The sequence below is a fragment of the Paenibacillus sp. FSL H8-0260 genome (genome assembly GCF_045040625.1).
Lineage (GTDB): Bacteria > Bacillota > Bacilli > Paenibacillales > Paenibacillaceae > Paenibacillus_AQ > Paenibacillus_AQ odorifer.
Map to the genome: position 1 here is coordinate 4,365,328 of NZ_CP150298.1, position 22,691 is coordinate 4,388,018.

Here is a 22,691-nt window from a genome sequence, read left to right on the forward strand (position 1 = left end):
CATGCAAATGATTATAGTAGACGATGAAGCACACTGGGTAGATAATCTTGCCATGACTAAACCCTGGCATACGCTAGGCATTGAACAGGTGCATAAAGCGTATTCGGCCCGTGAAGCGCTACAAATTATCGATACCAACCCTATTGATATTGTGATCTCGGATATCCAAATGCCCGAAATGACGGGAATTGAATTAATAGAGCGGATAAGAAAACGTGATAAAAAGATTAAATGTATTATTTTATCAGGCCATTCGGAGTTCGATTACGCCAAAAAAGCACTTCAGCATAATGCCGTCGATTACTTGCTTAAGCCACCTACCGATGATGAAATTATCGGTGCAGTCAAAACTGCCATCGAGCAATTGAACACAGAATGGGAACTTATCAGTTCGCTTAAGCGAACCCAGTTTACCCTTCGGGAAAATCTGCCGCTTTTACGTGGTCAACTGCTCCTTGATGCCTTGCAAGGTCATCAATTTCAAGCTGGCGAATGGGAACGGAAGCTCGTAACTTATGATTTGCCCTTCCATTCTGGCGATTGCGCTTTGATGCTTGTACGCATGGAAGAAGAATTTAGCCATTATAACAATAATGATCAAACCTTAATTGAATATGCCATCATCAATATGGCTGAAGAGATTATGGGTGAATTCATGCAGGTCTGGGGCGTTAAAGAGGAACATGGATATCTTGTGTTTCTGCTTCAGCTTAAAGAGAAAGGATCCGACATCGGCAAAGAAACCATCCTAGAAAAGCTTTCTTTACAGCTTCAGTATAAGGTTAAGCAATTTCTGAAAGGTTCCCTGTCCATAGTAATCACCGAGTGGTTCCAGTTTCCCGAGAAGGTGTCGAGCCGTTTCCGTCAGGCCACAGCTTATTTCCGGCAGATCGTGGGAGACGAGCGCGAATTCGTAATGCGGGTCAGCGAATTTGAACCTTCCACTACCCAAGGACCTTTGGATGCCCTTTACACCCCGCCGACACTAATTCACCTGCTTGAAAGTGGGCATTGGGATGCTGCGGAAGAGAAACTACTCGCTGTCTGCGCGGAGCTGGATGAGAAATGGTCTGAATCGTGGGAGCATTGCATGGAGGCCGGTTTTTTAATCACTGCATCCTTCACGAATCTCGCACACCGAAATGGGCATACTCTAGCTAACTTAGCGGGAGACGATCTCGGTTGGTTGCAAAGCGGTGAAGCGTTCTCGACCATCGGTAAACTTAGAAAATGGTCCCTCAGCATTCTGAGCAAATTGAAAGAAGGAACGTCTAACGAAATTAAAGACATCAGGTCTGAATATGTGAAAAAGATTCAAGATTTCACAGACAAAAACCTGCATTTAGATGTTTCATTACGGGTTCTGGCTGACCATGTAAACCTCCATCCGACTCATTTATCAAAAATTTATAAGATTGAAACGGGTGAAGGAATAAGCGATTATATCTCGCGTCTGCGCATGGATCGCGCCTGCCATAAGCTGAAGACTACCTCTAAAAAAGTCTATGAAATCAGCATGGAGATTGGCTATATGGACCCTGCTTATTTTATAAAAGTGTTCAAACGACAGTTCGGAGTAACGCCGCAGGAATATCGAGACAATAATAAATAGCATGATAGAGTCCTATCGAAACTAAAAATCTCATATAGATGCCATCCCCGACTAGTTGTTAAAGTTACACTTGTAAAGATCATACACAGTAGGGGGAATTAAAGAATGATCAAATTCAAAAAAATGTGGTCGTTGTTAACGGTCACAGCACTTATCACACTCACAGCCTGTGGCAGTGGCGGCGGAAATAATGAAAACGCCAAACAAAACAATACCACATCGTCTGAGACTAGTTTATCTGAAGCAGATGCTGCTTTTGAAAAAGGTAAATACGATCCACCCATCGAGTTCAGTTCGGTATTGATGCCGAAGAAATATGTTCAAGGTGATACCAAAGAAAACAATGTTCACGATCGCTGGATGCTGGAAACACTGGGCATGAAGCATAAAGATACTTGGTATCCTGCCAATGACGATCAATACAGACAAAAGCTTCAGCTTGCCATTGCTTCTGGCGAAAAGCTGCCTGACTTCGTTTCTGTACCAACCAATGCAGTATTGACCAATCAACTGATTGATTCCGGTCAGTTCATTGCTATCGATGAGTTGTTCGACAAATATGCTAATAAAATTCTAAAAGATCATGCTGCAGCACACCCAGAACTTTGGTATCCATTCACAAAAGACGGTAAGAAATACAATATGCCGATCCTTGAATATACCGATAATGACGATACTCTTCTCTGGTTACGTGAAGATTGGATGGAAAAGCTGAACCTTCAGGCTCCAAAAACAATCGCCGATCTTGAGAATATCATGGACAAATTTAAGAACGAAAACCCTGACGGTCTAGCACCTAAAGATGTTTTCCCACTTGCGATTTCTTTGAAAAATAATACAAACACCTGGATGGGCCAACTCGACTGGTTATTCGGTGCTTACGGTACGATTGAGGAACAATGGAATAAAGATGCCGACGGCAATCTGGAATACGGTTCCATTAACCCTGGTGCTAAACAAGCCCTTGCTAAGCTTAGTGAGTGGATGGACAAAGGTTATATTCACACAGACTCTGCACTTTGGGATGAAGGTAAATCTGCTGAAAGCTGGACAAAAGGCGCCGCAGGTATTCTACCAGGAGCAAACTGGGTTCCAGACTGGCCGGCTCCCGATCTTATGAAAAATGTACCTGGAGCGAAGATCAAAGCTTATCCGGTTCCAGCAGGTCCAGACGGACTCATCGGTACCAAATGGCAGAACTCTGGGGTAAACGCTAGTATCATGATTAACAAAGATGCTAAGCACCCTGAAGCAATTTTCTTATACTACAACTACTTGCTTGATAACCTAGCTAATCCAGCAGCTGGTAGTGAATTTGAATACGGCTTTGCTAAAGGCTACGATTGGGACATGATTGATGGAAAGCCCACTAGTGATAAAGAGAAGATTAAAGACTTCTCCAATGAGTTTCCTTTCTTAACTGGACCGGCTCGTATTCCTGATCTGTTCATGAAGACATTGGTTAAACTTGCTGATGGTGAAACCCCTGTAACTCCTTATGAAAAACAAATGGCTGAGTTCCGTAAACCGGAAAACTGGGCCGCTGCAAAAGTTGTTATGTCACAAATAGACATTCGTAGACAGAACTATTTCACTGGCGCTGCGACACCAACGATGGTATCCAAATGGAATCTGCTTCGTCAATCCGAAATGGAAACCTTCAACAAAATCATTTACGGTAAGCTTCCTGTAGATGCCTTTGACTCCTTTGTTTCCAACTGGAAAGCAAATGGTGGTGATCAAATCACCAAAGAAGTTAACGAATGGTTCAAGTCTGTATCCACCAAATAGACTAAAGTAAATAAAAACAAGCCAGAGCGTGATCCTTTCGCTCCGGCTTGTTTTTTTATGAATTCCTCATTAACTTTCGCTCGCTAGAATCCCTTTCAAATACCCCGTCAACTCTTTTGCCGCTTGTTCATGAGCTAATGCTCCCGGATGACTTCTTGCCCCTATGGTCTCATCCGTCATATTTGGAAGCTGCAATACAGAAACCTGCTTGTCCCCTGTTTTCTTGCTATAAACATCGACCGCGCGGTAGATCACTGGCATCATCGGGATACCAAGCATCCCATATGCCCATACGAGATGTGCATGTTGATTATTTTTTCTAAGCTTCATCAGAAATTTCTCGGCGGCATCGACAAAAGCTTGTATATCATCCTCATGATAGGTCCCGTCTTCATTTAAACGTTGTTTATGGCTCTCCCCTGTTACCTCATCTTTCCATTCTGGCGATTGAAAAGCGCCCCCATCATTTGTTCCTAGATTAACTACCACAACATCTGGCTGCCAGGTTTCAAAAGAATGTTCTTGAAAAGCTCCTAAAGCTTCGTTTTTTGCTCCAGTTAGAAGACCACAAACCTGCTCATAACAATCAGGGATATTACCGTGCGGATTATTATCCCAGCTAGTAAGGACGCCCCAGCCACTTTGAGAAATAACTCTATATTCTGCATTTAAAGCATCTGCTGTCATTCTGGTATAGTTGTTGATGGCGCTAAACCACATTGGAATCCAATCTTCTTCAGCCTTGGCACCTATACTTCCTTCTCCGGATGTGATGCTGTCACCTATGAACTCTATCTTGTGGGGTTTGTCCGCAACAGGCAGGAATTTTCCATCCATCTTCACCGCATGTATCTGCAAAGAGCAGCCAGGGTCTCCACTCATTGCCTGCACATCTTTTACAATACGGACATTTTTCACAACACGATCATTCATGCCTCTAAATACACAAATCCAATACCTGCCTGCTACTAACATTTGTCTGCTAACAGGAACGGAATTGATCAGGATGCTAATCCAGGGTTCATAAACATCATAATCTGCTTCTACTTCAAGCCATAGCTCAGAACTTTTAACATTTAATTCGACCGCACTGCCTGTCCAAAATAACGTTAGTGGAGAAAGTGACCCTGTTGTTCTGCCGTGAATTTTCAGATGTTCGATATCAGCTAATGTATGTACCTTTAAGTTTGTATTCTGTTTCATAAAATCGCCTCCTAAATTACCGCTAGAATCCTAATCTACACTTCTACTTCACTACTTCTTCAATACTATCTTATAATCCTTTTCCAAATAGCATATACTCTTCCTCTGGTACAATAGAATTAAATGAGGTCATGAACAAAGGTGGGATTGAAGTTGAAAGTTATACCTAACTGTATTACACTTGGCAGAATTATTTTGGCAATAATGCTGTTATTCTTCGAGCCGCTAAGTTCGGCCTTTCTTGCAATTTATATCCTTTGCGGAGTCACCGATCTGATAGATGGTCCAATTGCCCGAAAATCAGGCACAACAAGTCATCTCGGAGCAAAGCTGGATTCTGCTGCCGACACGATACTAATCGGGATCTGCTTATTTACTTTGTATCCGTATCTGGGTCTTACCCTCGAATTCATCCTATGGATCTTCTTAATCGCGGGCTTCCGCATAACATCGATAGGGATTGCCCTCCGCAGATTCAAAACTTACGCAAGTATCCATACCTACGGCAATAAATTCACCGGGCTTCTCTTATTTGTAACTCCTATATGGCTTTCCCATAGTAACCCCACCATTTGGACAACCATTGTCTGTATAGTTGCAACCTTATCCGCTGTGGAAGAATTGATCATCCAAATCACATCCACTCAATTACAGCTGGACAGAAAAGGATGGTTTTACAACCCTCCTAATCAGGAATAATGAAAGACACCGTAGTTCCCACCCCAGGAATACTTTGAATCTTCAAGCCTTGTCCATATAATTGTGTTAATCTCCGATCTGTATTAAGGAGCCCAATTCCTTGATCCTTAAGACTTTTTGGTTGCAATAACTTACTGACTTGAGCTTCATCCATTCCAATCCCCGTATCAGCAATGATAAAATGAACAGCCTCCGCATGTGTCTCGATGTGAATACGCAAGGTTCCACCTTTTGCCCGACTTAAGATCCCATGCCGAACGGCGTTCTCGACCAGTGGCTGAATGGTCAGCGGAGGAATTAGAAGCTGTAGATTCGCGTCTACCTCCCATTCAACCTGCAGCCTCTCCTCAAAACGCTGCTGCTGGATATATACATAATTCTCGACCAGCTCCAGCTCTTGCGACAGCGAAACAAGTTTGCCTGCATTTAAGAAGTCAAAGCTGATCCGCAGATAAGTAGTGAATGCATCTGAAAGATCTTTCATTTTGACAGTGTCAAAATCACTCAAGGACATAATCGAATTTAATGTATTAAAGAGAAAATGTGGATGGATCTGCGCTTGTAAATAAGCAGCCTCCATTCTCAAACGATCATTGACTGCTTGCTTCATAGAAGTGAGCGACGAAGCACGATACTTCAATTCCATGGCATCTACTGGCTTGGTTACATAGTCATTAGCTCCAGCCAAGAAACCTGCGTAAACATCCTCCTGCTCACTGCGAGCGGTCAATAGAATAATAGGAAGTTCATACATCGTGAACCGCTCGCGTATCAATCTTGTCAATTCATATCCAGACATGCCCGGCATCATCACATCAGCGATAACCAAATCGAACTGCTCATGATGCAACATATCCAGCGCCTCACGGGCTGAAGTCGTTGTATCAATCCGATAGGCTCCATCTGATAAAATATTTTGCAGAACTTTTAAATTGACCGAATCATCATCAACCGCCAGCACATGTATGATGTCAGCGTCTGTATCGAGCTTCGAGAGTGCCTCTACTTCCTTTGTGTTATAGGTGGCAGCCACCATAGCTGATTTCTCCGCAGTTATCCACGTGCTGAATGGTGACAATGGATCCGAATCTTTTTCTGTATGAACATCTGGAATAGATGACTGCAGGCTCCCTTTGGCTACAGGTAATTTAAAGCTGAACTTACTTCCCTGACCCGGCTGCGATTGCAGCAATAATTCACTGCCATGCAGTTCGACCAGCTCCTTACAGATACTAAGCCCCAACCCAATGCCGCCTTGACCGTAAGCCCCTTGTTCATAGCGCATAAAAACACGCTTTTTCAAAGCTTCATCCATACCTACTCCTGTATCCGTAACATGTATCCATACATCCCCACCCACTTGTTCTGCGGCCAGTTCAACACTTCCCTGTTCGGTGTACTTTAGTGCGTTATGAACTAAATTAATCAGAATCTGCACCAATCGCTCCTCATCAGCATAAACACGAGGCAGATTCTCATCTATAGACATTCGAAGCTCCACCTTCGTCCCACCGGTTAAGAAACGTAACATATCCATTACACCTTCAGCCAATGACCTCACTTGCAGCGCCTTTATATTCATCACAATCCGCTTATCCTGCAATCGCACAACATCAAGCAAGTCATTCAGCATAAGCGACATCCGGCGACTGACCATAATTAGCAATTCCATGTCACGCTGGCTCTCTTCATCCAGCACATGTTTTTTTCTTGTTAACACACTTTGGGCAATATTCATAATCCCATGCAGTGGAGTGCGCAGCTCATGTGACGTATTGGCTAGAAAACGGTCCTTTAATTTATTGGATTCCGCCAATTGAGCGTTCAGTAACACATTTTGATGGGATTGATGAAAATATCTCCTAAACCAATAGGCGGAAAATGCGGCAAGGGCAGCAATTAAATCTACGGGATAAAACATAAATTGTGAGCTACCGGCATAGTAGACAGCCCCCCACAACATATTATTTAGTACTGCTAACACTGAAAACAATAAAAATAGAGCACCTTCAGCTCGTAAGGCTACCATCTTCCAAAAATAATATACCGTCCAACACACTGGAACGTAATACAGGATCATGTAATACCCTTTTCCGATGACATATAACACTGCCTCTTCAGGACCTACAATAATAAATAAAGTAAAAATGAGAACTGACAGGATGTAACTATAAAACGCCTTGCCTTTCCGTCGATTCCCCAATAGTTCTCTTCCCATCAATAAAAGGAATAAACAAAACCCTATATACGAAAGAACCTTTAACCTCAGCATCCAGGCAAAATCAACATGAAGAAACCTGAACAACAGTCCATTATGTTCAACCCCAATGGATACAGCCGCAGCGACCATCATTAGGAAAAAAATAATCAGCTCTGTTTTTCGTACATCCATCAGATAGATAATCAATAAATACAACCCATGTAGAAGAAGCATGACCCCTACGACTAGCTGCAAGCCAATGGAATTCCAGTATATAGTATCTACCCCATGTTGAATGCCAAACTCCACGGACCGAATTATGCCCCCTTTTAGTGGAGACTCATAGTTTGACGTCCGAACAAACAGATCCAGATGCTTCTGATCTGTAGGTGTATAACTGATTAAGAATGCTTTCGTCACATAAACATGCTCTTCCTTCTCGTCAGATAACACTCCAAACCGTGAGAGGACTGTTCCATTAATCTCCACTTCAGAAGAAGTATAGATGGATTGGAACCAAAAGCTAAGTGGCTCAGACAAGGGACGATCTAGCAGAATCCGCAAATGATAAGTTCCGTATCCATACGCCTTCTTTTGCTCAGCAGAATTGAATACAGAATTCCAGTTACCCGGCACCTGAAGCATCTGGCCTTTTAAAACACTATCCATATTGGCAGCGTTCACCCATTGTTCAGGATAAAACTCCCATTCTCCATCCAATGGAAAGGAGCTTAGTGATTCAAGGTCTACTCCCCGCAAATCGAGCACACCTTGCTCCACTACAGGAGGATTAGACAGATTAAAATGATTGTACCAGCTCCAGCGTATTGCAATCAGCAGGCAGATGAATACTACTATGTACAACATATGACTTAACTTAATTTTATTCTCCGAAGTTCTCATAGACTCCTCATTCGTCAATAGTATTTAATAGTGCTATATCCCTATCTCCAACTTTGAGCAATACAGTATGATTATACTATATTAAGAGGCCTATAGACGTATGTAATCCTATGTTCAGAGGAAAAAAATCAACCATCCCATAGAGCAGATGGTCGATTCTTTTATTGCGATTTATTGATTAAAGCAGATCGCATCGCGGCGAACTTACTAGGCATTACTCCCACATTTGTTTTGAACGTCCGACTGAACAGACTCATCCTTAACGCTCCTTCCAATGTGGGTTTCGATGGGGTTAGATTTCCAGTGATGAGAATACTTTATCGAAGCCTGCTTTGGAACGAGAAAATAGTTCAGATGAACTTTGTGATGAAGCTGGCGCTAGCACTTCTTGAGCGATAACGCCCTTGTATCCGATCTTTTTCAAGCTTCCCAAGAATCCGGTAAGATCAATGGATCCTTCCCCTGGATACAATCGATCGGAATCAAGCAATTCCTCTATCAGCAGAGGTTTAGCATCATTAATATGGACATACGCAATTTGATGCGGTTGTAATTTCAGCAGGTCCTCACTCGTTAATCCATTCGTATGCCAATGATAGGAATCCAGTAACAAACCGATATTTCTCACTTGAATTGTATCCATCCAGTCCAACGTATCTTGCATCGTCCAGATTAGCGGATTTGCCCATTGTGTACGTAAGTGATGAGGACCAACGAACTCTAAGGCTAGCGAAATACCATAGGCGCCTAATATTTCTGCACATAGTCTTAAACGTCTAGTGGCTGCAATCATGAACGGTGCGACCGGAAGATCTGTCGAAGGCAAAATATAGGTACAGCATGTGGTGCAATTTAATGCAGCAGCGGCCTCAACCATCAGCGTAAGCGATTTCAGACTTTTCCTAAAGCTTTCCTCTGTCGTGCGCCAATCTACCTCTAAACCAAATGATCCTAGCATGATGCCTTGACTTTCCAGTAATTGGATGGACCCATCCTTGCCATACTGCTGTACCAACTCTAATGGATTGACGTCTATGGCCTGAAACCCGAATTGGCTCGCAAGTCTGATATATTCTTCATTAGAAGCAATTTCTCCCAAACCCGCTGTTGTTAATCCTCTTATCATCGTCGTTCTCCCCCTTTATGACCAATCAAACAGTACGCCATTGTACTGGGTACCCATTCCAAGTCTAGCGCATTTGGCACTCGAATAAAACACCTCAGAGGACATGTCATTCCTTTCATTTTCGTTCAAAGATCCTTATACTTGCTTGGAGAAGCATTTCAAGGGAGAATGAAAAGTATGGACATAAAAAAATTACAATACTTTATCGCAGTAGCAGAGGAACTGCATTTTAACCGTGCAGCAGAGAAGCTAAATATGACGCAGCCTCCCTTAAGCCAGCAAATTCAAGCTCTGGAGAATGAAATTGGTGTGAAACTATTAGAACGGAATAAAAGACAAGTTCGTCTCACGTCAGCAGGGGCGGTATTTCTAGAGGAGGCTAAATCCATTTTATCTCAACTGGAACGCTCTATTAAAACAACACAATTAGTCGATCAAGGAATTATCGGACATTTGAACATTGGATTTATAGATTCTGCAGCTGGTGGAGTATTGGTTAATATGTTAAAAATGTTTCGGGAACGTTATCCACAAGTCCAACTCACATTACATGAGATGACGTCTGCTCAGCAGTGGCAGGCTTTACATGAAGGAACGATTCACATTGGATTTGTACGTTATACAGAGTCGGGCAAACATATCGAGCATCGTCCCTTAGTCAATGAATCGCTTATTGCCGTTTTGCCAGAGCAGCATCACCTAGCTCAATTACCGGTGTTATCCATTCGCTCTTTAGCTTTAGAGCCGTTTATATCGTTCCCACGTCATTTAGGAGCACCTTTTCATGACCTCATTATGAGCTTCTGCGCCCAACACGACGTGTATCCGAATGTTGTACAGGAAGCCATTCAGATGTACACCATTGTAAACTTGGTAGCTGCTAATCTTGGAGTTTCCATTGTGCCCTCTTCAGTTGCTATTTTTCAGCGTGAAGGTGTCGCATTTCGTCCTTTTGAAGAAAGCACACCATCGATTCCCCTTTATGCCGCTTGGAGAACCGATTGCGATCGTGCCTCCTTATCCGCGTTACTAGAGATCATAGGACAAATGAGTTCAGAAGCTATTAATGGTGAATAATATAATATTCAGCCCGTTTTTCTAGGATCACGTTCAACGAGTCCTTCTAGCACCCTATCGATTTCCAACATCACTTCCCTATCCAGACGAACTCCCGTAGCTTTGGCATTTTCTATAACCTGCTTAGGTTTGGATGCCCCAATAATTGCAGATGAGACTTGTGGATTTTGCAACACCCATGCTATAGCCAACTGCGGAAGCGTCAACCCAACTTCGCTGGCGATGGAAGAGAGATTCGAGACCGCCTCAAGCACCACAGTCCGAAGCCACTGACCCGCCAATTTATTCATAAATGGTGAGCCCGCAGCTGTTGAAGCACGAGAACCCTCTGGCAATGGTTGACCTGGCATATATTTGCCTGACAGAATCCCTTGAGCAAGCGGCGACCAGACCACCTGTCCAATCCCTTCCCGCTCACAAGCTTGAACTACCTCCGTCTCCATCACGCGCCATAACATCGAATATTGAGGTTGACTAGCCACCAATGGCACCTTCAATTCCCTCGCCAAAACAGCACCTTCTGCTATCTGATCCGCCGTCCACTCACTTATCCCGACATAGAGAACCTTACCTTGACGCACCAGATCCGAAAAAGCCAAGAAGGTCTCTTCAAGGGATACTGTTGCGTCAAAGCGATGCGCATAATAGATATCAATATAATCGGTCTGTAATCTGTTCAGTGAAGCATGGCACGCCTCCATAATATGCTTGCGGGACAGACCTCTTGCGTTACGTCCCGTCCCTGTGGGATGGCACACCTTGGTACACAATTCGATATCAGCTCTGTGCACTCCTTTTAATGCTTGGCCCAGCACCATCTCAGCTTTCGTATCGGAATATACATCTGCAGTATCAAATGTTGTGATCCCTACATCCAATGCAGCGAGAACACAAGCATGGGCAGTATCATTGTCCACTTGAGCACCATGTGTAATCCAATTACCATAAGCAATCTCACTTAGATGTAAGCCACTCGTTCCTAATTTGCGATAGTTCATTTTATACCCTCCTTTAGATAACAATCTGATTGTAACAAAGAGATATTAATACGAGAAATACTCTTTAAGATGCGGTTTAATTCAAAAAAGATATTACTGAGATCCTTAAAGATAATAAAAAAAACGCCCTTTAGGCGTTTTTTTCGGTAAATATTCTGTTTCGAAACTCTAACTTCGCCTATACTCCGGTGAGTATTAACCACCAAGCTTTGTTACCGCACCACAACTAACAGTACAATAATTCCGAGCCAAAACAGCCAGCTTACTGGGTGACCGAAATTTAATCCCCAGCCGACTCCGAGCCTTTTCTTGACGATTAGGTTTGGATCTTTACGATTGAAATAAATCATACCTAATCGCCATTTATCATCATCATGGACAGGTCTGACATTGGAGCTATCGGCAGATCGCTCCAAGCGGCTTTCGCCCTGACCAGCCCAGAACGTTAAGGCCAAGGCGTATAGGATGACAAGGGCTATTATGATTAGGATAATAGGGATAGCGAAACTCATGTTAAGCAGAGATATCATGTTTAGTTGCACGACGGAAAACAGGATAACTATTAAGAAGCTTGCTGTAAGCATAAAATATGACCAAGTACGGCGGTAAGCTGCGTCTTGTCTGATGGAACGGTTAGGATCATTGGGTTGAACCTGCTGCTTTACTCTGCGAATACTCCAATTCTCAAATATGAACAAAAGTGTTATGAACACTTGCATGATCGTAGGCATAAACACAGAACTAAAAGATTTAGCTGCATAGCGGTCTACGTTCCAACTGCTGTTGTAATGGATCGGAATCTGATCAGGAATCAGATCGTAGTTGCGCAGCACAGTTACAATACTAACAACAGTAATTAAAACATGAATGAGGAACCAATTATTAGACAAGCCAATGTTTATTTTCCGAAATCCAGTGTCCACTGCCATGATCGATGGTTCCAGAGCAATAGGCAGCATAGGTAGTAAACTTTTCATTTTGAAATGATAGCTAATGTTTATGACTAGGGAGATTACGACCATGGCGAGTGAATAAGTGACAATGATCCAACTTTGTTGCTTGGAATGTTCATCACCGTATATTAGACAGAGGATACAAACAATGAATAGGATGGTATGCACGGTAGCACTAATCCTAGCATATGACTTCCGCATCTGGCGCAGAGGCTCACTATGGAATTGTACAGGGCTGACGGTGACCCCAAAACTAATCGTCTCTCTTGTTAAATAAGGCATGCTTACCATGAGTACAATGGCAGGTACAAATACAAAGATCATTACTATAACAGGCATTATCGTCATATCATTCGCCTCCTCTTATACATAAGTGTGTATTTAAAAACTCTATAACCCTTATAGCATAGGCGATTCAGCGCTATGCCTTTTTGCGTATGATGATCCTATTAACTTAGGATAGGTGATCGACTTGAACATAAATTTTATTATAATCGATTTTAGTGACTGTAGGGGTGAAATTAACAATTTATCCAGTTTTTTTGCTACGCAGAGCTACTCATCTGAAAACTGAATTATGGCAAGTACATCTGTTTGAAATTCTGTGTAGGTAAAGGACTCGCCTCGTATCTGCAATGGTGCGGATCACTGCGTCAGAGTATAAATAAGTCCATCCATGCTTAATATAGTACTTGCTCAGGTTTGTTCCATTAACTCATGTATGGTCATATGCAGCACTTCTTTAGCATTTACAAGAATGTACTCCGCTACTTTTTTCTCTGATTCTGGCAATTCATTTAAGTCTAGCTCAATTTGCGAAATCATACTTCCCCGCAATTATACCCGCTCCAACAAATGCAGGAATCATTAGTATGAAAATATTTCCGATTTTTCGCAAAAAGTTCTTGAACGGTTTATCATTCTTCTTTTTAAGCTGCCCCTTCATTTGTGCACTTTGTGCTTGTAATTGCTCAGCCGAAGTCGCTAATTTCCTAATCCTCATTTAGACTATATTGAGCAATCTAAATTTTGTATCACTTCTATGATTCCACACGTTCCATTATTGACGAAATTTTTTTTCAACATTAAACTATAAGTTAAGAAATTAAATTTCAAAAAAACCGTTTTTTTTCATTTGTTAAATTTATCCCAACATTACGGCGCAGGAGGAAATGAAAGATGACGACGACACCAAACATCATCGTAATGAACCATCCAACTAGAGAGCAGCTTGAAAAGATTTACGATATTTTAGATGAATGCTTTTCCGTAGGCCGAGCTTATTTCCAAGAAAGATTAGACCTAGACACCACATATGATCCAGATACAACATGGTTTGCGATGGTTGACGATAAGATTGCATCTAATGTACAAATTTTTCCGTTTCATATTAGAGTCGGTCAAGCGATCTTGAAAACGGGTGCAATGGGGAGTGTCGGTACAGATCTAAATTACCGCGGGCTGGGGCTTGCACACAAAATTCTTCATGCGCAGACCAACTATATGAAAGAAACCGATTATGATATAAGCTTGCTTTTGGCTAGTAAGCATGCGTTTTATGAAAAAGCTGGCTGGAGACTTATTCCCGAGACTGCTTTCGCAATTGAAAAACCAGCAAGTTTGGAGCAGCAGCAAAGCAGTGATGAAATCATTCCTTTTGAAGCCTGTTATCTCGATGATATCCGTTTCATCTATGAACAATTTAATAAGAATCGTACCTACACCGTGATCCGAAGTAAAACGTATTGGAATGATTTATTGACCTGGCCGGAATGGAAGAAAGTTGACTGCTTGCTCCTTCGCAGAAATGGAAAAATCGTTGCTTATGGCATCATTGAAAAGAAAGATACTGAACAAGTATTTATTAATGAATTATTGTATTTGAACGAAGCCGAAAACGGTGTTGAAGCTTTGTTTCATGCCTTATGTCAGCTGCGCCAAAATGCAAAGCAAATATTAGCGATGCTCCCAGAGGACCATAAGCTATATTCCTATTACCAACAGCATCAAGCAAATTCAATTCAAATCAATATGGCGATGTGGAAAATGATCAATCTCAGTTCAACTTTCCATAAGCTTCAGCCTGAATTAGAAGATCGCCTAAACCGTAGCAACATAATTGCAGGCCAGGAGCTGCATATTGCACTTCGCAGCAATGAGGACTGTATCTACTTGGATTATAAGCAAAAGCAGCTTTCTGTTTCCGATGCTAGTAATCATACCAATCCCTATACTTCAATAGAAGTAGATGAACGCGAGCTAATGACTTATATCATGTTCGGCTATAATGAAGCTGGCGCAGCAAAGGACAGTACGGAGGACGCTAACATCCTTCAAGCTCTATTTCCGAAACAACAAGCCGTGTTTTATTTGACCGATAAATTTTAAGCCATTTTTGATTCCTACCATTTTAAAATAAGGGTGTGTCGCAAGTCCAACTGCTCGGACTTATGACACACCCCTATTTTTCCATAGCGATAAAAACTAGTCTTTGTTCATTTTTGATCTTCCTAACAGGACAGCACCGTAGGCTGCATCCTTAATCGGCAAAATCAGCTTTGTTTGCGGGTAGCTCTGTGCGAGCTTTCGCTCCAAGGCTTCTTTCACAAAGCGAGACTTTTGCAGCACACTTCCTGCAATCGCAATCGGACTTTCATATAGCTTAAGCCGTTCAATAACAGGCACAACAAGCTCATATAGATTGGCTGCACATATCTCCGCTAACGCTAGTGCATGTGCATCGCCCTTCTCGCATGCGGTCGTCATAATCGGTGCGAGCTGCGCAATATCTTTTTTCGTCGTATTTTTATCATAAACAAAGCCAATAATCTCTTTCACAGTACTTAAGCCAAGCCGCTCATATACCATCGCTGGGATGACCGTATCGGTTATTCTTCCGTCATCCACTTGAACTAATGCGGATAATAGATCCCGCCCAATGCTATAACCGCTTCCCTCGTCATCAATCAAATGACCAAAGCCTCCTGTGCGATGCTGCTCTCCTTTTTCATTGACCCCGAAGCAAATCGATCCTGTACCGGCAATGAGAATGATGCCTTGCATCGCATTTTGTGCCCCGTATAATGCGGTTTCTTGATCGCCTGTAATCGTTAATGGCCCGATATAACCGTTATTTCTCACATGCTGCTCCAAAAAATTGATGACCAGCGGATTACTTATTCCTGCCGCACCTATACATATATGAGCAACTTCTTGTAAATTACCGCAGTAGAGCTTCGTTTGACTAAAAATTCCCTCAAAGGAGGCGGCAATAGCATCAGCATCACCACCGTTATAATTAATAGGCCCTACAGTAAAGGTGAATAAAGAGTCTTCCTGGTCATGCGTAATGGTGACAGCTGTTTTCGTGCCACCCCCATCAATTCCAACGATAAATGCCATACCTATGTCCCCTTGTTGTACTTTTTTCAAAGATAAGAATTTATATGTTTCACGCGATATATTATCCTTATATTTCTCGCAGAAACGCTTGCCGTCCTTGAAAGGACGCCGAAGGCGTTTATGCTTGTCTACATCTGAATCGTAATCTTGGCGGTGGGTACAACCTCACCATTTAGGATTGGAAGGAGTGATTTGAATGCATCAAGTGTATACTCAAATGCCGCAATTCCGCAGAACTCGCCTTCGATTAACGGTAAATCATACGGGCGACCTAATGTAATGGCCGTTACTTTGCAGCCTGCTGCCAGCAGCTTCTGAACAAGCGCAAGCTGACCTTTGTTTTCACGCGCATTGAACAAGCCGATAACAATATGCTTGTAGCCTTGTACCTTTGGCAGCGCAGCGTTGATTTGTTCCTCGCTCGGGTCAATGTCGATAATCTCATAAGCTGTATTGAAATGCTCCCCCATATATTGCGGAAAGCTAAGAGCTTGATTCAAGCTGCTGGACGCAAGATCGGTGCGGTATGAATAGGAACCCATAAATAACACTTGCTCGTCACCGGTATGAATGGGCTGGAGCTCACCTTTCATGAGGCAGATCGTTTCCGTACGCATTAGCTCATTTGCTCGGCGATGTACATCGCAGCCAACTAGTTCATAATCCAGCTCCTCAATCGTCGCATATTGTGCTTTATAAGCTAAAATTTTTGTAACAGCTGCATCAATCAGCGCTTCATCCAAATCACCGGTGGCTACAGCTTCTTCGATCAAATGAATCGCTTCCTTCACTGTCTCAGGAGTATGACTAATGAATACCAAATCAATACCTGCTTTAACAGCTCCTAACGCTCCTTTTGCCGTACCATAGTATCGTTTGATCGCGTCCATTTCTAAACAATCCGATACAACTAACCCTTTATATCCTAATTTTCCTTTTAATATCTCTGTAATAATGGTATGAGACATAGTTCCGGGCACACCAGATTTTTCAATTTTCGGAAATAAAATATGTGCACTCATAATCGCTTGAGCGCCTTGCTCAATTGCGGCCTTAAACGGCAGCAGCTCAAGCTGCTCTAATTCCTCAAGTGTTTTTTCAATGGTAGGCAAGCCAATATGTGAATCGACATTTGTATCACCATGCCCTGGAAAATGCTTAAGTGAGGACATGACGCCTCCATCGAGCAATCCCTTCATCATTTGAATTCCATACTGGGATACTGTTGCAACAGAATCACCATAGGAACGAACATTTATGACTGGATTCAATGCATTATTGTTAACGTCCATAACTGGAGCTAGATTAAAATTAATACCTAATGCTTTCAATTCTCTGGCAGTCATTCTGCCTGCTGCATACGCATTTTCAGGTCGTCCTGAAGAAGCAATTGCCATGGCTCCAGCAACATTGGTCGCGTCTTTAGGCATACGAGTGACTCGACCGCCTTCTTGGTCGATCGTAATAAAGCCCGGGATACCAGTATGTGTCATGTACCATTGCTGCAGCTCAGTAACAAGCTCGCCTAATTGATATTTATTGTCGATATTATGTGAGAATAAAATAATATTGCCGACTTTATAATGCTCAATAACTTCCTTCAGCTCAGGAGTGATCTCGGTTGAAGGGAAGCCTGTTACGAACATTTGTCCAATCTTTTCGCGCAGGCTCATATGTTCTATTGTTCTCATCAATTATTCACCTTCCTCTAGCGATATAAATGATACTGCTGTGTTATTTCTGCAAATTGCTTGCTTTCCGCTGCAAACTGTTCAAGCAGCTGCTTGGCTTGCATATTTTCCGTACGATACATGTTGTCTCCCCCCAGCAAATCGATAAATGGACGAGAGCCCTCCTTCACAGGAGGCAGGAATGAAAATTGCTCGTACAAATCTCTTATCGTAAATAATAAGGTTACCCCAACTTCTAAAGGCCTCAGCACTTGGAGATCTGTAATGTAAATTTGTACCCCGCCGCATAGCTCGCCACAATGTTTAGATGACGTTGGCTTGAAATGAACTGGACGAAAAAGCACACCCGGGATACCTTTTGCGTTCATCTCATCTGCCAATTGCTGCGCTTGAATGAACGGAGCACCAATCATTTCAAAAGGGAACGTTGTTCCACGTCCTTCGGAGCAGTTTGTGCCTTCAAATAAACATGTTCCTGTATATAATAACGCCGTTTCATATCGTGGTATTCCAAGTGAAGGATGAACCCAAGTTAATCCTGTATCCGGGAAGGACATGCTCCGTTCCCAGCCTTCCAAACGAACGACATGCAGCGATGCATTCCAATTCATTTGATCATTTGCCATCGTTGCTACCTCACCTGCTGTTAAGCCGTATCGTACGGCTAGCTCGTAATTTCCAACAAATGATTTGAAGCCGGGCTTCAAGACATTCCCTTCTACCGTTACCCCGTTAAGCGGATTAACACGATCAAGAACAACAAATTCTACACCTGCATTTGCACAATCTTCAAGGGCATACAGCATCGTATAAATAAATGTGTAATAGCGTACACCAACATCTTGAATATCGTATACAATGATGTCTACTTCATTCAGCATTTCTTTTGTTAAACGCTTGGAGTCTTTACGGTACAAGCTATAGACTGGAACATTCGTAAAAGGATCCATGTAAGTGTCTACTACTGCCCCTGCATCCAAATCTCCGCGAACGCCATGCTCAGGTGAAAACATCGCAGCAAGATTAAAATTTTCATGTAATATAGTAATCGTTGATGCAAAATCCTTCGTAAGACCTGTCGGCGCTGTAATCAATCCTACGCGCTTACCTTCGAACAAATAACGATAATTCGTTATAGAATCAATCCCATTTAACACCATATGAAGCTGCCTCCTAGCTGCTTTTTCGCATAAATGGATAGAACAAGGGAATGTTTCCTGCTATACATAGAAACACTCCCTCTTAGCTAGTTGAATAGTTACCAAAGACTAGACTGCCTAACCTTCACCGTTTCAGCAGGCACCATAAATGCTTCTGCATATGTCTTTCTTGCTTCACAGCCGCGAACAACTGCTAGTGCTTTATAGTAATCCATGTATTTGAAAGATTTGCTATTCGTCACAAACCAATGCTTGCTTAAAGCATCTATCCATAGATCAAATGCCGCTTGATCAAAATCCACATATACGTAAGGGACATAATCAACCGCATCCTCCCAGTTTTCGGAGTAATATAATCTTGCTGCAAAGTGCGCGGGGAGCGCTCGTTCAAAGGATGATAGACTTGCGAAGAAACGGGCATCATTTACGATATGATGCGTTAGCGCATGGTCCTTATGCATACTGTTTTTCCAGTGTGTAATAATAATGTTAGGCTTCACGCGACGAATTACATCACAAACCTCCATACGAATTTCTTGATTGTCAGGCAACTCTCCGTCACAATAATCATCGAATACAATGGCTTCACCACCTAGCATATCCGCAAAAACCTGTGCCTCTTTCACTTTTTGCTGACGATATTCCTTCATATCCTGTCCTGCCGGGACCCCTCGTTCACCCGCAGTTAACGCTAATGTCACAATGCGATCTCCCTTTAAACTATGACTAGCGAGTACACCACCAGAAGCTAGCTCCACATCACCAACATGCGCTCCAATTGCTAATACTGTGAATTTTTCGCTCATCTTTAAAGTTCCCTCCGCAATATAGAAAATTGTTTTTCAATAGTAAAGCCCGCTTTTTGATAGATTCGAAGAGCCGGATTATTATTTCCAGTGAATAGAGAGATATATTGACAGCCCACATTTTGAAAAGCTTCAACCATTCGGAAAAATAATACACTGCCAAGGCCATGACCCTCATGCTCTGGGTGCACTCCGATACCGCAAAAAAATGCTCTTCCATCAGGCTGCGAAATAATTGGACCTGCAAAGCCCACAACCTCGTTGCCGTACACAGCTACTACAAGTGGTGCGCCAACCTTCACGTAAGTAACAATATCCTTCTTCCACTGCGGATTTTGCAGGGCAGCAAGTGTTGCTTCAAGCCCTGTATGTAAATCAGGGACATAGGACGTAATGTAATAGTCCTTGCTATTTGCATTGGTTTCCTTATCTAAAATATCTTCGGGAACTATAAAGCTTCCGAGTTTTAAATACATGCCGCATTGCGTCGCTCGATCTTCGTAGCCTCTAGCCATTAAAGCTTCATATAATGGCTGATCCTTACTGATGCCCGGGGCATTATTATGCTCATGCTGAGGTGCACTTGGTATACTCCACTTCAGCTTAACAGGGTTGAAAAACAATACATCCGCTTGTCTTTTCCCAAGTTCTTGGAATCTTTTTTCTAAACGCAATAGAAAAGCATCGTAAAGCTCCAGAGAAGCCACATGGGTATCTATAATAACACTCGTAATATAACCGGACACATCTCCAAGAGGGAGATCAGAGCCGCAGCAGCCAGCTGCAAAACCAACAATCCCTTTTTCGTCACAGCCTACCCATATACAGTCAGCGTCAAAATAAGGATGGTCGATGAATGTATCTTGAAACTCTCGCTCTGTAAATGGCTTATAATCATATTTTGTAGCCTCACGATTCCAAAGCTCTACAACTGCAGAGTGATCTTCAATTGAAAAGGGTCTGATTTGCAACATTTAAGCCTCCTGTGAACGTCCAATATAGGGCCAGGAAATTTTGCCCATTACTACTGGCTGTGAAGCTCCAGTTACTAGCGGGATATTGTTTGGTAAGCGCTCCATCGTGTAATACGCTAGCAGAGCAAAAGCAATTGCTTCCTTAGCATCACTATTACCACCGATATCCTCCTGCGTCAGCACCTGCACGTTATGCGGTGCAAATAAGTGCTGCAAATCACGCAAAAGCGTCTTGTTATAGCTTCCACCGCCGCCAATTAACAATTGCTCAGCCTGGTGCTGCGGTGCAATATACCGTTCATAGCTATCGACGATGCTCCAGGCAGTTAAGTACGTAGCTGTTGCAACAACATCTTCTGCTTTCCAGTGATTAACCTTCATCATTTCAATAATTTGTGCCACGTATTGTTGGCCAAACCGTTCTCTGCCTGTCGATTTTGGTAACGGCATCGTATAATATTTATCCTGCTGCATCCATTTCAATAGCTCATCAATCACTTGACCGCCCGCACCAATTTCGCCATTAACATCCATTGTCATTGGTATAAATAATTGCGATACAAGGCCATCGATAATCATATTTCCAGGACCCGTATCAAAAGCAAATACCTCATCCGGGGAGGCATTTACAGGCAAAACAGTCACATTGCCTATTCCGCCAATATTTTGCATCAGAAGTGTTTTCTTTGGATTGTTAAACAATAAGTATTCGGTAAATGGTACTAACGGAGCTCCTTGTCCACCCATTGCCATGTCAGCAACTCGAAAGTCTGATACGCAAGGAATCCCTGTGCGATTGGCGATAACTGCACCATCCCCAATCTGAACGGTACAATGCAGATTATAGCCGCCCATAACATTCTCTTCCGGAGCATGATAGATTGTTTGACCATGCGATCCTACTGCGAATATTTGCGAAGGCGAAAGGCCGCATTTCCCTATAACGGATAATGTGGCTTGGGCGTATAATTCGCCAAGCCACATATTCATTGCGCCAACCTTATCAATCGTAGCGCTAGCGGGATCAAAAAGCTCAAATATGGAGTTTCTAACTTGCACCTCAAAAGGTGTGTTTTCAAAAGCCAGTAATTCAATCTCTACTCCATGCTCTTTTTCGGCTGAAGGGAAAAGCTTAACTACTGCTGCATCAATACCATCTACTGATGTACCTGACATCAAGCCAACTAAGTATGTTGCATCCACTTTTGATTGTTTGTCCATTAACCTTTCACCGCTCCAACTGTTACCCCTTCAAGGAAGTATTTTTGTAAACTGAAGAACAAAATAAACATTGGAACTGCTGAAATGGTTGCCCCCGCCATCATCGGTGCAAAGTAAGTTGTATTCGCAAAGCGAAAGTTTTTCAAGCCGACCTGAATGGTTTGCATATCCATCGTATTCGTTACTAGGAACGGCCAGAAAAAGTCATTCCATGCCGCCATGAACGTTAGGATTGCTAGTACTGCCATAATTGTTTTAGATAGAGGCATAATGATATACCAGAAGATTTTAGGCTGGGAACAACCTTCGATTTTAGCAGATTCAATAATTTCACCTGGAATGGAGGACATGAACTGCTTAACCAAGAAGATATTGTATACCGTTACTATGCTCGGCATAATCAACGCAGTGTACGTATTTTGTAATTCAAAAATATTTACGATCAAAATATATAGTGGAACCTGAGTAACTTGAACAGGAATCATCATAGATCCCAGCAAAATAGCGAACAAAATGTTTTTCCCTTTAAATTTCATTTTTGCAAAAGCATATCCAGCAAGAGTAGCAAAAAATACGTTAGATACCGTGATACACGCTGCCACTATAAAAGAGTTCAATAACCAGTCCCATGTATGCGGGCTAAAGTTAAAAAAGAATTTATAAGATTCAAATGAAATCTTCTTTGGTAGGATAGAATAGCTCATTGCACCAGCTTCTACCGGATCACCGAACGAGGAAATGACCATAAAGTATATCGGGAATATGGTAGCTGCGGCGAATAGGATAAGGAACGTAATGTTTGCACCATTACGTATAAACAGATACCCTTTGCTTCTTAAGCTGTTGTTGTACAAACCCATAGTATTCTGCTCCTT

18 protein-coding genes are annotated in these 22,691 nt (G+C 42.4%); 5 read left to right on the top strand and 13 right to left on the bottom strand.

Annotated features, from left to right (window positions below; translation table 11 throughout):
* Window position 1: 1 nt before the first annotated feature.
* Window positions 2–1,612 carry a response regulator gene (locus MHI51_RS19455; RefSeq protein ID WP_076218728.1) on the top strand — a complete coding sequence of 537 codons (1,611 nt, stop codon included), beginning with the start codon at window positions 2–4 and terminating at the stop codon, window positions 1,610–1,612.
* Window positions 1,613–1,717: 105 nt separating this feature from the next.
* Window positions 1,718–3,403, top strand: a complete 1,686-nt coding sequence (locus tag MHI51_RS19460; RefSeq protein WP_076127158.1) for an ABC transporter substrate-binding protein — start codon at window positions 1,718–1,720, stop codon at window positions 3,401–3,403.
* Window positions 3,404–3,472: 69 nt separating this feature from the next.
* Here MHI51_RS19460 and MHI51_RS19465 read toward each other — a convergent pair whose 3' ends face one another.
* Window positions 3,473–4,606: an SGNH/GDSL hydrolase family protein gene (locus MHI51_RS19465; protein ID WP_405173188.1), complete on the bottom strand. Its 1,134-nt coding sequence runs from the start codon at window positions 4,604–4,606 to the stop codon at window positions 3,473–3,475.
* 153 nt (window positions 4,607–4,759) lie between these two features.
* Here MHI51_RS19465 and MHI51_RS19470 point away from each other — a divergent pair, with 153 nt between their 5' ends.
* Window positions 4,760–5,305 (top strand): CDP-alcohol phosphatidyltransferase family protein, encoded by a 546-nt coding sequence (locus tag MHI51_RS19470; protein WP_076276235.1) that lies wholly within the window; start codon window positions 4,760–4,762, stop codon window positions 5,303–5,305.
* Here MHI51_RS19470 and MHI51_RS19475 read toward each other — a convergent pair.
* Window positions 5,292–8,408, bottom strand: a complete 3,117-nt coding sequence (locus tag MHI51_RS19475) for an ATP-binding protein (protein WP_405173189.1) — start codon at window positions 8,406–8,408, stop codon at window positions 5,292–5,294. The genes MHI51_RS19470 and MHI51_RS19475 overlap by 14 nt on opposite strands.
* 292 nt (window positions 8,409–8,700) lie before the next feature.
* Window positions 8,701–9,534: a sugar phosphate isomerase/epimerase gene (locus MHI51_RS19480; RefSeq protein WP_076276169.1), complete on the bottom strand. Its 834-nt coding sequence runs from the start codon at window positions 9,532–9,534 to the stop codon at window positions 8,701–8,703.
* Window positions 9,535–9,711: 177 nt separating this feature from the next.
* Here MHI51_RS19480 and MHI51_RS19485 point away from each other — a divergent pair, with 177 nt between their 5' ends.
* Complete coding sequence (locus MHI51_RS19485; RefSeq protein WP_076220039.1) at window positions 9,712–10,611, top strand: LysR family transcriptional regulator; 900 nt, start codon at window positions 9,712–9,714, stop codon at window positions 10,609–10,611.
* Window positions 10,612–10,619: 8 nt separating this feature from the next.
* Here MHI51_RS19485 and MHI51_RS19490 read toward each other — a convergent pair whose 3' ends face one another.
* From MHI51_RS19490 to MHI51_RS19500, 3 genes are all read right to left on the bottom strand, one after another.
* Window positions 10,620–11,609: an aldo/keto reductase family protein gene (locus tag MHI51_RS19490; RefSeq protein ID WP_341003112.1), complete on the bottom strand. Its 990-nt coding sequence runs from the start codon at window positions 11,607–11,609 to the stop codon at window positions 10,620–10,622.
* A gap of 212 nt (window positions 11,610–11,821) precedes the next feature.
* Entirely contained in the window at window positions 11,822–12,910 is a 1,089-nt protein-coding gene (locus MHI51_RS19495) for a DUF1648 domain-containing protein (RefSeq protein ID WP_076220041.1), read from the bottom strand.
* Window positions 12,911–13,258: 348 nt separating this feature from the next.
* Complete coding sequence (locus MHI51_RS19500) at window positions 13,259–13,399, bottom strand: hypothetical protein (protein ID WP_143762392.1); 141 nt, start codon at window positions 13,397–13,399, stop codon at window positions 13,259–13,261.
* 342 nt (window positions 13,400–13,741) lie between these two features.
* Between MHI51_RS19500 and MHI51_RS19505 the strand changes: the two genes are divergently transcribed.
* Window positions 13,742–14,950, top strand: a complete 1,209-nt coding sequence (locus tag MHI51_RS19505) for a GNAT family N-acetyltransferase (RefSeq protein WP_340010565.1) — start codon at window positions 13,742–13,744, stop codon at window positions 14,948–14,950.
* Window positions 14,951–15,046: 96 nt separating this feature from the next.
* Here the strand turns inward: MHI51_RS19505 and MHI51_RS19510 are convergent, their stop codons facing one another.
* The 7 genes from MHI51_RS19510 to MHI51_RS19540 all read right to left on the bottom strand — a co-directional run bounded on the left by MHI51_RS19510 (window position 15,047) and on the right by MHI51_RS19540 (window position 22,676).
* On the bottom strand, window positions 15,047–15,964 hold the full coding sequence (locus tag MHI51_RS19510) for an N-acetylglucosamine kinase (protein ID WP_405173190.1): 918 nt from the start codon (window positions 15,962–15,964) through the stop codon (window positions 15,047–15,049).
* 128 nt (window positions 15,965–16,092) lie between these two features.
* Entirely contained in the window at window positions 16,093–17,655 is a 1,563-nt protein-coding gene (locus MHI51_RS19515; RefSeq protein ID WP_341003115.1) for a glycoside hydrolase family 3 protein, read from the bottom strand.
* A 17-nt stretch (window positions 17,656–17,672) separates the two neighbouring features.
* Window positions 17,673–18,815, bottom strand: a complete 1,143-nt coding sequence (locus MHI51_RS19520; protein WP_076316285.1) for an exo-beta-N-acetylmuramidase NamZ domain-containing protein — start codon at window positions 18,813–18,815, stop codon at window positions 17,673–17,675.
* A gap of 98 nt (window positions 18,816–18,913) precedes the next feature.
* Window positions 18,914–19,621, bottom strand: coding sequence for a PIG-L deacetylase family protein (locus MHI51_RS19525; RefSeq protein ID WP_076106428.1), 708 nt, complete (start codon window positions 19,619–19,621; stop codon window positions 18,914–18,916).
* 2 nt (window positions 19,622–19,623) lie between these two features.
* A complete protein-coding gene (locus tag MHI51_RS19530) occupies window positions 19,624–20,595 on the bottom strand; it encodes a GNAT family N-acetyltransferase (RefSeq protein WP_405173191.1) in 972 nt (323 codons plus the stop codon).
* Entirely contained in the window at window positions 20,596–21,816 is a 1,221-nt protein-coding gene (locus MHI51_RS19535) for an anhydro-N-acetylmuramic acid kinase (RefSeq protein WP_076127187.1), read from the bottom strand.
* A complete protein-coding gene (locus MHI51_RS19540; RefSeq protein ID WP_076127188.1) occupies window positions 21,816–22,676 on the bottom strand; it encodes a carbohydrate ABC transporter permease in 861 nt (286 codons plus the stop codon). The genes MHI51_RS19535 and MHI51_RS19540 overlap by 1 nt, the downstream gene beginning before the upstream one ends.
* Window positions 22,677–22,691 lie beyond the last annotated feature (15 nt).

Bases quoted from the DNA above. Each gene is read 5' to 3' on its own strand.
- MHI51_RS19455 (WP_076218728.1), top strand. From the start codon at position 2: ATGCAAATGATTATAGTAGACGATGAAGCACACTGGGTAGATAATCTT.
- MHI51_RS19460 (WP_076127158.1), top strand. From the start codon at position 1,718: ATGATCAAATTCAAAAAAATGTGGTCGTTGTTAACGGTCACAGCACTT.
- MHI51_RS19465 (WP_405173188.1), bottom strand. From the start codon at position 4,606: ATGAAACAGAATACAAACTTAAAGGTACATACATTAGCTGATATCGAA.
- MHI51_RS19475 (WP_405173189.1), bottom strand. From the start codon at position 8,408: ATGAGAACTTCGGAGAATAAAATTAAGTTAAGTCATATGTTGTACATA.
- MHI51_RS19480 (WP_076276169.1), bottom strand. From the start codon at position 9,534: ATGATAAGAGGATTAACAACAGCGGGTTTGGGAGAAATTGCTTCTAAT.
- MHI51_RS19485 (WP_076220039.1), top strand. From the start codon at position 9,712: ATGGACATAAAAAAATTACAATACTTTATCGCAGTAGCAGAGGAACTG.
- MHI51_RS19490 (WP_341003112.1), bottom strand. From the start codon at position 11,609: ATGAACTATCGCAAATTAGGAACGAGTGGCTTACATCTAAGTGAGATT.
- MHI51_RS19495 (WP_076220041.1), bottom strand. From the start codon at position 12,910: ATGACGATAATGCCTGTTATAGTAATGATCTTTGTATTTGTACCTGCC.
- MHI51_RS19505 (WP_340010565.1), top strand. From the start codon at position 13,742: ATGACGACGACACCAAACATCATCGTAATGAACCATCCAACTAGAGAG.
- MHI51_RS19510 (WP_405173190.1), bottom strand. From the start codon at position 15,964: ATGGCATTTATCGTTGGAATTGATGGGGGTGGCACGAAAACAGCTGTC.
- MHI51_RS19515 (WP_341003115.1), bottom strand. From the start codon at position 17,655: ATGAGAACAATAGAACATATGAGCCTGCGCGAAAAGATTGGACAAATG.
- MHI51_RS19520 (WP_076316285.1), bottom strand. From the start codon at position 18,815: ATGGTGTTAAATGGGATTGATTCTATAACGAATTATCGTTATTTGTTC.
- MHI51_RS19525 (WP_076106428.1), bottom strand. From the start codon at position 19,621: ATGAGCGAAAAATTCACAGTATTAGCAATTGGAGCGCATGTTGGTGAT.
- MHI51_RS19530 (WP_405173191.1), bottom strand. From the start codon at position 20,595: ATGTTGCAAATCAGACCCTTTTCAATTGAAGATCACTCTGCAGTTGTA.
- MHI51_RS19535 (WP_076127187.1), bottom strand. From the start codon at position 21,816: ATGGACAAACAATCAAAAGTGGATGCAACATACTTAGTTGGCTTGATG.
- MHI51_RS19540 (WP_076127188.1), bottom strand. From the start codon at position 22,676: ATGGGTTTGTACAACAACAGCTTAAGAAGCAAAGGGTATCTGTTTATA.